Genomic DNA, 13,555 nt, shown 5'->3' with positions numbered 1-13,555 from the left:
TTTTATTTATAGGCCTCGTATAATTAGTTTATAGCACGTTTAACTTAATCAGTTCTTTCTTGATAGCCTCTTTTTCTTTCTCTCCTGCAGGAATAAACGGTGCACGGGGATAAGCTTTAATTATTCCCCTAATCTCTAACATGGCATATATAGCCAGTTGTGTGGATCCCGCCAAATACATAATATCTCTCATCTTATTAATCTTAAACTGTGTATTCCTGCATTTATCAAACTCTCCGTTTATGCCTTCTTGGTACATCTGAACGTTTATTTCCGGAAATGCGTTAGCTAACCCGGGTATAAAGGCTTTGGTCCCTAAAGCGCAAGCCGAAAGCCACATTGCCTCGGTACCTAAAACTATATCAAAACCATCGGGCCCTAAAATTCTATGATATTGTGCATGGGTCATAATATCAAAAGTAGCATCTTTAATGCCGTGAACGCCTATATCTCTAAGTCTTTTTATAAGATTTAAGGACATGGGATAACCTTGAAACTGCGGATTGTTATATACATACACCGGTGTACCCTTTGAAGCTTTTATAATATCATCAAAGAAATATAAAATGCTATCGTCATTATACTTATAGTAATACGGACCGACCGCAGCTACAGCATCGACTCCTATACTGTTTGCATGAGATGCAAGCTCAGCCGAACTTCTGTTGGAAGTTGTTCCTACTTGTACAACAACCTGAACTTTATTGCCTGCTGTTTTCTTTGTAATCTCTGCTACTTCCTTTCTTTCTTCCAAAGTCATAAGAGCTCCCGCTCCATAAGAGCCGTTAATAAACAACCCCTGAACATTATCCGACAGAAAGCTTACTAATTTTTCTAAGGATTCCTTGTCCAAATCACCATTTTCCTTAAAAGGAGTTACCATAGGCGGAATACATCCCTTCATTTTATACATAATAATCATCCTCCCTATTTTACAGTATTTTTTTGCTATTTATTATTTGTTTCAGTTTTTCTATGATATCATCATTGACTTCAATTCCATTACGAAGTCTATCTTTTCTTCTATTTGCCTCAATTTCTCCCGGCATGTATATCTCATTAAATCCTACTGCCAATTTGCTTCCTTTAATTATCGATACAAATTCCTTGATTCTTTCCTTATACATTTTTTCTCCCATTAAAGGCTCTATGGGTATACCCATCAGAAACATTCCGACATTCTGTTGTTTACTTATATCTGAGTGCAGTGAAAATACATTTTTAGAAAATCCTCCGCCGGTAATAACTCCTGCCAATATCTCTACAAGAATAGATAATGCATAACCTTTATGACCTCCAAAGGGAAGCAATGTTCCATTTAAAGCTTCATTTGCATCTGTAGTAGCTTTGCCGTCTTTATCTAAGGCATATCCTTCGGGAATACTTATCCCTTTCATCGCATACTCATATATTTTCCCTTTGGCAATGGAAGTCGTAGCCATATCTATAACTATAGATTCCTTATCCCACGGTAATGCCACAGAAAAGGGATTAGTTCCTAAAACTTTCTCTGCCCCTCCAAATGCTGCGACATTTGGATTTGTATTGGTACACATAAAAGCTATAGAGTATTCTTTAGAAATATTTTCAGTATAATACGCCAGCATACCGCAATGGTTAGTATTTTTAACTCCTACCACTGATACTCTGTTTTTTTTAACTTCTTCAATAACCAGTTCCATAGCTTTTTTAGCCGCAAGCTGACCGCAGCATCCATTACCGTCAATTATATGGATATTGTCCCCACCAGTTGAAACAGTTGGTTCTGCCTTACCCTGAATTCCTCCTTCTAAGATTCTTTCTACATATACCGGTATCATCTGTAATCCATGTGAAGATATGCCTCTCAGCTCAGCTTGGCATGTTGTTTCAGCTACTGCTTCCGCAGCAGCTTTGCTAGTACCAACGGCTCTCAATGATTCTTTAACAATACTATATATTTCCTCTGAACTTAACGTTGCCATTTGCCGCCTCCCCAAAATTTCTCTTTATTGTCTTTCTCATAAATATTATTTGTAAAGCTGTTTTTTAAACTCGATTACCGATTTTGCAGAGTACTTACTCATTTTATTTATAGCATCATAGGTATAAGCTCCTATATGGGGTGTACAAATTAAATTGTTTAATTTAAGAAGAGGGCTGTCCTTATCAGGAGGTTCTTCTGCAAAAGTATCTATAGCTGCTCCGGCTAATTTACCGGACTGCAAAAATTTATATAACGCGGCTTCATCTACAAGCCCTCCTCTTGCAGCGTTTACTAAAAATACACCGTCTTTCATAAGACTAAACCTGCGTTCGTCTATAAGATTTTCTGTATCCTTCATAAGAGGTAAATGTAAAGTTATAAAGTCTGATTCCCTACATAAATCATCCAAGCTGACATATCTTCCGTTATGACTATCTATAAATTTATTGTCCTGATAAAGGTCATATGCTAATATATTCATGTGATATCCATACAAAAGTTCAATAACTTTCTTTCCTATAGCACCGGTTCCTACAACTCCTAAGGTTCTGCCGGACAATTCCGTTCCTTTTTTCCTGTTCCAAATTCCCTTCTTAATTTCATCAGTGGATTGAGTTATATTTCTGGCTAATGCAGTCATCATTGAAACCGCTAATTCTGCCACGGCTAAACTATTGGACCCTTTAGCTGCAGTAACCTTTATATCATTTTTCTTTGCAGCTTCCAAATCAATATTATCTAAACCTACTCCATGTTTTGATATGATTTTTAAATTTTTTGCCGCATCAATGACTTTCTCGGATATTATGTCCGCTCCAACAATTACAGCATCGTAATCGCCTATAACGTCAATCAAATCATTTTCTTTTAAAATTGTATTACTTTTTATTAAATTGTACGATATTCCTGCATTTTCTAATTCTGTAAACACCTCTTTCTCACAGCTACCAAAAGAATGAGATGTTATCAACAGTTTAAAATTCTTCATTAAGATTTCTCCTTTTATCTACAACATAAAAATATTTTATTAATTTACTAATTTAACACTTCAATGTCTTCTTCTCAAAGTCTTCAATATACTTATACAATTCCTCGCATGATTGACTTTTAATTATATTATTAACCACGTCATCATCACAAAGCATCATTGATAACTGTTTCATAGTTTCAAGATGACTTACATTGTCAACTGCCGAAAGACCTATTACCAAGTATACAGGATCATTTTTTTTGTTACCGAAGCAAACAGGTTCTTTTAAAGTTACTATAGAAAATCCTGTTTTTAATGCTCCGTCCTCCGGCCTTGCATGGGGCATAGCAACTTTTGGTATCAAAACTATATAAGCATTTAATTCTTCTGAAAGCTCTATCATACTCTCAATATAATTTTCTTTTATATAGCCGTCTTTTAACAGCAGTTTACCTGCTACCTTTATAGCTTCGTCCTTATTCTTGCAGGCAACATTCACTGCAATCCTATTTAAGCTGATCATATCTGTTAGCAATTGTTCTCCTCCATATCCTTATAAATTAATTTTTTTATTATCTTATATCTGATATAAGACAATAATCATTTCTCTAAATTTTTTAATAACTTATATTTCATCTTAATTATATATTCAGTTCAATAAGCAAGTAAACTTGATTTCGTTTCACTATAAATGTTGCAAAACAGGCATATATTTTCCTTATGTGTTAAAATAATTATTGCAGGGCAACAGATATAAAGCATCGGGTAATATATTAAATATCAAGAAAAGAAAAATAATAAATAATTTACTTGATAAAATTCAAGAGACTTGTATATATTTTTTACAAGTCTCTTATATTGCTTAAGTCAATTATTTAGCTATTAATTTTGCAATAAATTCAAATATTGTTCCTATAACTCCATAATCCGTATAATCAGGTAACAGCCCCGTCGTAGTACACCATCCTGACATCGGGTAAGCAACAGCCCAAAGGAATGTTATTACGAAACCTACTATTATATTTGATAATATTGCTCCTCTTCTACCTCCATATGCGTCACCAAAAACTCCAAGGACAGAGCCCATCCAGAAGTTTGTCCAAACCGAAGGTATAACAACAACCGGAGCTTTAAGGTAAACAAGTACTAACGTTCCTAATATTCCACCAATTAGGTTAGCTATAAATCCAACAAATACTGCATTGGGTGAAAATTGAAATATCGTCGGATAATCAAGTCCGGGAATAGCTCCCGGTACAACTTTAGTAGCTATACCTCTGAATGCCGGAACAATCTCTGCAAGCATCATTCTTACACCATAAAGCACAATGCTAAGTCCTACTGAAAATTTAATTCCTAATGTAACCAAGTATAATATCCAGTTTGTACTACCGGCACTCTTAGCAATGACATCTTTTCCAACTAAAATACCGAATAAAACCCATAAAATTGCTCCTAAAACTGCAATACCAACCACATTATCCCTTAACCATTCAAGTTTTTCAGGAACCTTTATATCATCACAACGATTTTCTTTATTTCCTACTTTTGATGAAAACCAACTTGTAAATGCAATACCCGTTGCTTCCGGAATATACAAAGCAAAATCTTTGGTAAGGTTCTCATTCTTTTTCATAAAATGGTGGGTTGCCGCCGTACATAACCAAAAATATATCCCACAAAATATTCCACCTATTAAAATAATTTTGGCAGGAGAAACATTTAATGCTACCAACGTTCCTACTACAAATGCACCCCAATTTAAAAACAAGTGACCTACTAAAGCTATATACTTCAATTTTGTAATCCTTGCCATAATGATATTAACTAAAAATCCCACAACAACTACTGCTCCCAAAATTGCCCCATATTTGGACATGACCATACTCATCATCATAAGTGCGTTAGGTAAAACTCCTTGAACTCCAAGAACGGATTTGATCCATTCACCTAAGGGAGTAACAGAAGCAGAAAGTACATCACATCCAGCAAAAAGTATCAGAACTCCCACTATAGTTTTGACAGTGCCTGTTATTACATCTTCAAATGATTTTTTGAGTAATAGTAAGCCTATCAAGGAAATAATTCCAAATAAAAAAGCTGCATTTCCAAAAATCTGTGTAGAAATAAAGTTTATAACTCCCATTCTCATTCCTCCTTAAATATTTTTTAAATATCATTTATTTATTTCTAATCTTCTAAATCACACCCTTAATTAGAAATACTCTTTATTCCTGGGATATTATTTCTTTGCAAGCGGGAATAAGTTTTTCTTCTAATTCTTTCATACTAACCGGATTATCAAGTACAACTATTTGCTTTGCATCTATTCCCTTAATAAGCTTACAAATATCCATTGATGTTGCTATTACTACATCAACTTTATTCCCCTTTGCACTTGTAACATCGGAATTAATTATTTTAGCTTTTATACCATGCTTGTTTAACACATCCTCCGCATTCATCTTAACCATTAATGATGAACCTATTCCTGCACCACAAACCGTAAGAACCGTAAGTCTTTTGTTAGCCATATTTTCACCTTCTTTCTTTAATAATTATAAATTCACTTACTGTAGATAAACCTTTTCAAATTGCTGAATATTCTTATAAAGTTCTTCTTTCGAAGTACTATTTATAACTTTTTCAATCGTTTCTTTCTCACAGAGCATAGATAATAACTCTCGCATGGCTTTAATATGCCCCGTATTGTTTATTGCCGAAAACCCTATCACCAAGCTAACAGGATCATTTTTCTTATGGCCAAAAACTATCGGTTCTTTTAATGTAATTATCGAAAACCCTGTTTTTTTTGCTCCGGATTCCGGTTTTGCATGAGGCATCGCCACCTTTGGTGCTATAACTATATATGAATTTAACTCTTCGCATAACTTTATCATGGCATCAATATAAGGTTCCTCTATATATCCTTCTTTCAGGAGCATACTACCTACTTTTCTTATTGCTTCATATTTATCGCTGCATTTTACTTTTACTTCGATTCTCTTTAAGTCAATCATTTCTGTTAACAATTTTTGTTCCTCGATATTTTTATAATAATTTGATTTTTCATCAAAGGATTTTTCTAATGCATTTTTCAGCTCATGTGTGTTTTCAACATTACAAAATTGATTAATAATAAACATGATTTCATCTACTGTTTGGTTTTCTGTTTTTATTTTTTCTCCTCTCAAAACTTTCATTAGGCTTTTTATTCTAGCAATATCCTCTTCCGGTAAAAGGGGGCTAACTGTTATAACAGGTTTTATAAGGACCTCATCTATCGGAACAGTTGATATTAAAAAATCAATGCTGCCATTTATATAACTGCTAATTTGACTAACCGGGATCTCATAAGATATTTCTAATTCTTCAAACTCACTATTCAGTCTGGAAGATAATAGTTTAGAGGTACCAATACTCCCGCCGCAGACAACCAAAATTCGAAACTTCTTTTTATTCATATTTTTTTGTACTCTTTCTACAGATGCACATATGTGCATTACTATGAAACCTATTTCATCATCATTTATTATTATCCCTTTCTCTTCAGATATTTCATTTGATATTTTTTTTACTAGTCCAAAAATTTTAGGATAGCATCTCTTAATTTCCTCTAAAATCGGATTTTCTATAGGCATTTTGTATTTTAACCTATTTAAAGTAGGTTTGATATGCATTAAAAGATTTTTTATAAGGATATTGTCTTTTCTTAAGTTTAGTGATAAAGCATCACTAATCTTTGAAATATATCTCTGAGTAATTTCCAATTCTTCTTTTGTATATAAAGAAGCATTGTTTTTATCCCTGTAGGTTTCAATAATCTTAGTGCAAATTACGTGAGTTGTTATATACCATATTTCTCCGATGGGTACTCTGAATCCGAGATACATTTCAATATCAGGAATATATTTCTTTACTGCAATAAATTCCTTAGTGTCTTTTAATACATCTATATCCTCTTTTTTCACATTTATTTTCTTTCCCTGTCTCAATCTCTTTATACATATACCTATATGAATTAATAACTTTGTTGAAAATTCGTCGGAATAAATTACTTTAAGTTCTTTGCTCACTTTATTTATATAATTGTATAATACGTTTATGGAAACATCAGAAAATAACCATTCGTCAAAAATCTTGAATTCCGCATCTTCCAAATTTCTATATTCCAGAACTTCGGATATTGCTTTTCTTACATTTGATTCATTTCCTGAAATGCAAATACCATGTTTTTTCTTTCTGATTATCTTTATTTCTCTTTGCTCAAACCACTTATCAGCTTCATTTAAATCCTTTCTAACTGTTGAATAGCTTACTTCAAGAATATTCGACAGCTCACTTATTGTAGTATAACCTTCGCACTTTAACAATGTTTCAATGATACCTTTTTTTCTGTCCTCTTTAGATACCACTTTCCATAAGGTTTTTTCTTCCCGAGGTGCCTCCAATAAAAACATTTTCTTTGCTTCTTTTGGGCTATCAATCCAAATACCTACCTTGTTTCTTTTTTGCAATTTAACTGTACTTCCCTTTAAGAAGTACTCTATGTCATCAAGATCATATCTAACAGTTCTTGTGCTAACCCCAAATTTTTTTGCTAAATTTTTTGCTGAGACAGGTTTTTCTTTATTAATAAGAAACGATAAAATTTCAAATTGCCTTTCAGTAAGTGTTTTCATGTTATCACCCTTGTAATTTAATATTTATATGGAGTAGCTTCTTAATTTCCAGTAAAACTTTTTCGTTCCATCTTAATATTATTTCACCTTTCACCTTAAATAAATTTATTATTTATTTTCAATTAACCGTTTTCTTTAAAAATTCTATAGGAATAACGTTTTGTATAATTTGTATAGTAGATATCATCAGAACTTAATTACATTATAATCGCTATAAAACAATATAGTAAATATTGAATCTATTCCTTCGATATGTTGCAATTTAAACATTATGGCTAAAACAGGAAAGTACATTTTATCAGCCGGGCTTAAACGAAGAAATTTATCAAATTACTACTTGAAACGTAGTACGTAAGGCGATATAATTAAATATGAGAAAATTGCTGATTTGAAATAGATATAAAAAGGAGACAAATGATGAAAAAATTAGAAACAAACAGTCCCTTAACCGAAGCTGCTTTTCTAATATTATTAGCTATGATTGAACCAAATCATGGTTATGGGGTAATGCAATTCGTAGAGGAAAAGACTAAAGGCAGGGTTATCTTGGGTCCGGGTACACTTTATGGTGCAATAAATAACCTCCATAGAAAAGGATGGATTGAACCTTATCCAACTGATCCGGAAGAACGAAAAAAGGATTATGTTATAACCGAAGATGGACTAAACCAAGTAAAACAAGAACTTTCAAGATTAAAAGAAGTCTATGATATAGGGGTCAAAGTTTTAGAGAAAAGGGGAATTAATTATGATTAGAAAATTTAAATTCTTTTTTAATCCAATTGATGGATTAACCAAGTGGTTAAATAAAATGTCGGATAAAGGTTACAGATTGATAAAAGTGGATAATACATTCTTTTACTTTGAAGAATGTGAAAGAGGCAAATACAGATATGCCGTGGATTATGTTGCAAATCGATCATATGAAAGTTTAAATGATTATGAGAGATTTTTAAAAGGCTCAAACATAAGGTATATAGAAAAACCGGGAAGCGTAGGAAAAATTTCTTTCGGAAACATAAGGTGGAGGCCTTATGCTGACAAGGGAGGAAAATTAGCAACCTCAAAGGGAATGATAAAAAAAGAATTTTTAATATTGGAAAAAGGAAATGACGGTCCTTTTGAAATCTATACAAATATTAAAGACCAAATTAATGCTTTGGAGATTATGAGAAAACCCACCATTTCTATGTTAATTTTTATAGGAGTAATGATGATTGTTGTAAATTTTGGTTCTCAATCAGGATCATCTTTTTTGAACGCCGAAACAAACAAATTAATTTCTTTAATAGTTCTCGGAATTGCTGAAATATTATTGGTTATAAATCTTTTAAGATTCAATCTGAAAATAAGAAAGCTGAAAAAGGATTCGAATATAAATGAATAAAATCAGTACTCTGCGCCGACTAAATATTAATTTATGAGGCATTTGCTAATATCATAAATGTAGAGAACTGTTTCTTTACCTTTTTGTCATATGCGATTTAAAAATATTGTATTTATTCTACGCAAAGTACTGACGGTATTCTAATTCATATATTTTTTATTTGGATTCATACTCCTTAATTTCAAAGGAATCCTTGACTATCTTTCTTCCCTGATCCAGATTCTCTATATAATTTAATGCTTTGAGCTGCATTAATATATTTCCTAATACAGAAGCCTCTGCCGGACCTGCCGCTACGGGTTTCCCAGTGACATTGGCTGTCAATTGACATAGGAATTCGTCTTGTATTCCCCCACCTACCATATTAATACAATCTATAGTTTTTCCGCAGGTCTTTTCAATAGCTTTCACAGCCTTTTTATATTCTGTTACAATTCCATTATAAGATGCTCTGGCTATTTCTCCTATAGTCTCCGGTCTTTTATTCAATTTTTCTTCACAATATTTTATAACCGCATCTTCCATATCAAAAGGTGACACAAAATATTCATGGTTTGGTTCGATCATATAATCACATGTTGACTCTTTGGCGATTCTGCTTATTTCTTTAAAATCTATATCCGGATTAAAATGCAGCCATTTCTTTCTAAGTTGTTGAATGATCCAAAGTCCTGTTATATTCTTTAAATATCTAATCTTTCCTTCAACTCCACCTTCATTGGTAAAATTATAACTATAGGAATCCTTATCAATTATCGGCTTATCCAATTCCATCCCTAATAAAGACCAAGTTCCGCAGCTTAAATAGGCGCTGTTTTTACTATTTAACGGCGTGGCGGCAACAGCAGATGCCGTATCGTGACTTCCTACGGCAATTACAGGTATAGAGGGCAGTCCCACTTCATCCTGAATCTCCTTTTTAAGATTTCCCCACACCCTTCCCGGTTCAATAATCGGCTGTAATAATCTTACCGGGAGATTAATTTTTTCAAGTAATTCCCTTGCCCAGTCCTTCTTTCTTGCATCTAACATTTGAGATGTGGATGCTATTGTATATTCACTGTATTTCTTCCCTGTGAGGGCATAGCTGAACAAATCCGGAATAAATAACAATGATTCTGCATTTTCAACTATATTGGGACGATATTTAATATCATAATAGAGCTGATACATCAGAAGTTTCGCACTTAAAAATTTTTTAGGACGATAGTCCGTTGATTTATAAGAATTTGTATCAGGTTTAGAAAAAGTGATTAATTCCGATTTTTACTGGAAATTATAGAGAAAAAATTTGCATAATAAAAGCATCCTTTCTATAATGGTTTTGCTACAAACTAAAAATAAAAGGATGCTTAAATATGGGAAGAAATTGTTTGAAACAAATTCTCACCTACATTAATAATGTATACGATGTTGGTGAAAAAATCAATAGCTTGAAAAATAAAAACAAATCGCCAGTGAAAATTTCTACTATTTCATTTATCGTATTGTTTGGATTTATGATTCAAATTAGAAGTTTTAATAGATTAGAACACTTGCTTAAAAGAAATAGATTTAAAAAGTTGCTGCCTAAGAAAACAAAAATGCCCTACATTGATGCAGTTAGACGATCACTTAGTGATTTCGAGTTGGATGGATTAAAGAATTTTCATAGTCATATAGTAAAAAATACTATTAAAAATAAAGTTTTCAGGAATGGAACTATTGATGGCCTAAAGGTAGTTGCAATAGACGGGACAGAACTATTTGAAAGTACTAAAAAATGTTGCGATAAATGCCTTACGCGTAATGATAAAAATGGAACCAAGCATTATTTTCATACATCCATTGTATGTGCTGCAGTAGGCTCCGATCCACATATTATTATGGGGCAAGAAATGCTGAACCCAAAGAAAGATAGTTCAGATAAAAACGAAGGTGAAATTACAGGTGCAAAAAGACTTATAAAAAAACTATATGGAGAGTTCCATCACTTTGCTGACATTATTGTTGCTGACGCTTTATATTGTAAATCTACTTGGATTAAAGAGGTCCTTTCAATAGGCATGGATGCAGTTATAAGAGTTAAGGAAGAAAGACTCCATATTATTAAAGATGCATTAGCCTTATTTAAATGCCGTGAGGCAGATAAAGAATTGCTTATAAAACAAGGTAATAAAAAATATACGATAATTAAAGTCTGGGATGAAGATAACTTTGAAATGTCAGATTCGAATATTAAAGCTAGATTTTTAAAGTTTGTAGAAGAAATCCATACCGGGGATAAAATAGAATTCAAAGAAACATGGATTATAACAACAGACAAATTTACACCATTAGAGACTCTATGGAAAATAATACATAATAGATGGCATATCGAAAATAATGCATTTCACCAATTGAAAACTGAATGGCATTTGGATTATTGCTTTCTTCATAGCTCTACAGGAGTTGAGACGGTATTAATGTTTATAATCATTGCTTTTAATTTAATGCAGTTATATTTTTTTAGATGTATAAGAAACTTTAGGAAGAAACATTTGCTTCAAATAGATTTTATTGAAGATATAAAAGATGAACTTGTCATAATAAATAATTGGATAAATCCCATATTTGAAACGGGATGACTATGATTTGAACTGGAAAAATAAATATGAATAAATTTTGGGGTAAGGGGAAGATATATTCATTATCATGACTTATTGGTCTGCGGCATTACCAGTCATTTAAATGAATGTAAGAATTGGCAATTCCAGTAAAAATGAAATTTTACTGGAATTTAGCTGCGAAACTTCTGATAAATTTATATATTACTTGCATTTTTTAATCACTTACTACATTGGTTGAATCTTGTTTAGCATAAGTTTTTCTTAAATCACGGATCATCAATATATATCCGAAAATATAGTATATTACACAGATTAACGGTAATAAATTACCTTTCGTAATCTTCCATATAAACGAGAACGCATAGCAAAAGACCGGTGCATCTAAAGCAGAGTTAGAAACAAGTGTCCCGGCAGCAATGAACCCATTTTGCACAGCAAGTTCGGAAATCATAGGAGCCATAGCAGTACCGCAAAGAAGGAATATCGGAGCGCCGACACCGCACATTATTATCAACATTCTGACAAGATTCCCGTCACAAACATAGAAAGCACATAATGCCAATGCTAAGTTAACTATCCCTGCAAAAGGAAGCATCCTGTTCTGAGGTAATGCTACTGCCCAGATTAAAAGAAACGGTATGGTAATCATACATGAGACCCAGATTTCGGGATTACCTAAGATTATAGGTGCATCAAGACCAATAAATACCTCTCTGCCTTTAACCTTCTTCTTCATAAAAGATGTGCAAGCGTCCGATATAGGAGCCAAGGCTTGCATAAATAACTTTGTGGCCATTGGCAATAAGGTCATAGCGGCGGCACAGGTGATCCCCAAAGTTAAAGACTTAACAACACTGTACTTAGCAACTAGTCCAAAAAGAACACCTAAAATAAATCCCATTACATGGTTTTCGGCAAATATCCCTATCTTTTCCTTTAAATATGCGGCATCAAACTTTCTCCTGCTTAAAGCCGGAATTTTTCTTAAAAGCATATCTATAGGATATATAACGCTGCCGAATAAAAATAAACTATGAGGACAAGTAACTCCGGGAACTCCTGACTTTTCAAGAACCCTAGGCTGTAATGCATCACCGAGTATCAATTCAAGAACTATTCTCAATGCAGCCACAACTAAACCTAACAATATGCTCCCTGTGATAGCTTTAATAACTATAGTTTGAAATACCTTTCCCCAGACATTCCACAGGTCAACATTTATAGTTTTTGTTTTACCCATGAAAAACATCAATAGGTTTATTACAATTTGAAATGGGAAAAGTAAAAATGCATACTTCCATGACCATGTTATTGAGGCTAATGTCACCCAGCCGCCATCTACCACATCAAACGTTTTACCTACAGTCTTTGACATAGCCTGGGCTGCAGGTGAAATTGCACCGGTCATATAACCTATAACCAAAGACATGGCAGCAAGAGCCACGCCAAAGGTAATAGCTGCTGAAAAGGCTTTCTTAACCTTCATTCCCATACACAATCCTAAAATCATCATTAAAGCCGGTAAGAACAAAGTTGAACCCAGATCGTTTACTATAAAATTAAAAATATTGATAATAGTACTCATTAAATACACTCCCTTCGTAATTTAATAATCATCAATCATATCTCATAAACGGTTTTTTATTTAACTATTTGCTATATCAATTAATTTCTGAAGTTCTTCTTCAGCTCCCACACCAGTTAAAAATGAAACTCCGTTAATTACAGGCAAATCATATTCCTTATCGGGAGCTATAACACAGATATAAGCATCTGCAGTAGATAAATAGGTATCAATTGATTTTATATCTACAGCTTCAACCCTTGCATTTTTCACTCCTCTCTCTTCCAGCAAGCTATTGACTTTACTGGCAATTGTCTGTGATGTAGCAACTCCATTATTACATGCAACAATAAATTTTTTCACAATTAACACCTCCTGAATTTATATATCTATATGGG

At 33.1% G+C, this 13,555-nt stretch carries 13 protein-coding genes; 3 read left to right on the top strand and 10 right to left on the bottom strand.

Annotated elements, in window-relative coordinates:
- Positions 1-28 precede the first annotated feature (28 nt).
- From EQM13_RS02345 to EQM13_RS02315, 7 genes are all read right to left on the bottom strand, one after another.
- On the bottom strand, positions 29-913 hold the full coding sequence (locus EQM13_RS02345) for a dihydrodipicolinate synthase family protein (RefSeq protein ID WP_071139805.1): 885 nt from the start codon (positions 911-913) through the stop codon (positions 29-31).
- A gap of 19 nt (positions 914-932) precedes the next feature.
- Positions 933-1,964 (bottom strand): Ldh family oxidoreductase, encoded by a 1,032-nt coding sequence (locus EQM13_RS02340; RefSeq protein ID WP_128751851.1) that lies wholly within the window; start codon positions 1,962-1,964, stop codon positions 933-935.
- Between the two features lie 45 nt (positions 1,965-2,009).
- The gene (locus tag EQM13_RS02335; RefSeq protein ID WP_071139807.1) at positions 2,010-2,954 is read right to left on the bottom strand and encodes a phosphoglycerate dehydrogenase; all 945 of its coding nucleotides are present in this window, start codon (positions 2,952-2,954) and stop codon (positions 2,010-2,012) included.
- A gap of 52 nt (positions 2,955-3,006) precedes the next feature.
- Positions 3,007-3,471 (bottom strand): PTS sugar transporter subunit IIA, encoded by a 465-nt coding sequence (locus EQM13_RS02330; RefSeq protein WP_071139808.1) that lies wholly within the window; start codon positions 3,469-3,471, stop codon positions 3,007-3,009.
- Between the two features lie 336 nt (positions 3,472-3,807).
- Positions 3,808-5,082 carry a PTS ascorbate transporter subunit IIC gene (locus EQM13_RS02325; RefSeq protein ID WP_161567155.1) on the bottom strand — a complete coding sequence of 425 codons (1,275 nt, stop codon included), beginning with the start codon at positions 5,080-5,082 and terminating at the stop codon, positions 3,808-3,810.
- Between the two features lie 82 nt (positions 5,083-5,164).
- A complete protein-coding gene (locus EQM13_RS02320) occupies positions 5,165-5,470 on the bottom strand; it encodes a PTS sugar transporter subunit IIB (RefSeq protein ID WP_128751849.1) in 306 nt (101 codons plus the stop codon).
- A gap of 36 nt (positions 5,471-5,506) precedes the next feature.
- Entirely contained in the window at positions 5,507-7,618 is a 2,112-nt protein-coding gene (locus EQM13_RS02315; RefSeq protein ID WP_128751848.1) for a BglG family transcription antiterminator, read from the bottom strand.
- 417 nt (positions 7,619-8,035) lie between these two features.
- On the opposite strand from EQM13_RS02315, the gene EQM13_RS02310 reads away from it, so the two are divergent.
- Positions 8,036-8,374: a PadR family transcriptional regulator gene (locus EQM13_RS02310; protein ID WP_128751847.1), complete on the top strand. Its 339-nt coding sequence runs from the start codon at positions 8,036-8,038 to the stop codon at positions 8,372-8,374.
- Positions 8,367-9,005 (top strand): DUF2812 domain-containing protein, encoded by a 639-nt coding sequence (locus EQM13_RS02305; RefSeq protein WP_128751846.1) that lies wholly within the window; start codon positions 8,367-8,369, stop codon positions 9,003-9,005. The genes EQM13_RS02310 and EQM13_RS02305 overlap by 8 nt, the downstream gene beginning before the upstream one ends.
- 156 nt (positions 9,006-9,161) lie before the next feature.
- Here the strand turns inward: EQM13_RS02305 and EQM13_RS02300 are convergent, their stop codons facing one another.
- Positions 9,162-10,178, bottom strand: coding sequence for a rhamnulokinase (locus tag EQM13_RS02300; protein ID WP_128751845.1), 1,017 nt, complete (start codon positions 10,176-10,178; stop codon positions 9,162-9,164).
- Between the two features lie 185 nt (positions 10,179-10,363).
- Between EQM13_RS02300 and EQM13_RS02295 the strand changes: the two genes are divergently transcribed.
- Positions 10,364-11,611, top strand: a complete 1,248-nt coding sequence (locus EQM13_RS02295; RefSeq protein ID WP_128751844.1) for a transposase — start codon at positions 10,364-10,366, stop codon at positions 11,609-11,611.
- 196 nt (positions 11,612-11,807) lie between these two features.
- Here EQM13_RS02295 and EQM13_RS02290 read toward each other — a convergent pair whose 3' ends face one another.
- Both EQM13_RS02290 and EQM13_RS02285 read right to left on the bottom strand, forming a co-directional pair.
- Entirely contained in the window at positions 11,808-13,178 is a 1,371-nt protein-coding gene (locus EQM13_RS02290; RefSeq protein ID WP_071139817.1) for a PTS galactitol transporter subunit IIC, read from the bottom strand.
- 60 nt (positions 13,179-13,238) lie between these two features.
- Positions 13,239-13,520 (bottom strand): PTS sugar transporter subunit IIB, encoded by a 282-nt coding sequence (locus tag EQM13_RS02285; RefSeq protein WP_071139818.1) that lies wholly within the window; start codon positions 13,518-13,520, stop codon positions 13,239-13,241.
- Positions 13,521-13,555 lie beyond the last annotated feature (35 nt).

This window comes from Acidilutibacter cellobiosedens (genome assembly GCF_004103715.1).
GTDB classification, from domain to species: Bacteria; Bacillota; Clostridia; order Tissierellales; family Acidilutibacteraceae; genus Acidilutibacter; species Acidilutibacter cellobiosedens.
Note: the sequence above shows the minus strand (reverse complement) of the source record. Positions and strands in the feature narration are given on the sequence as shown.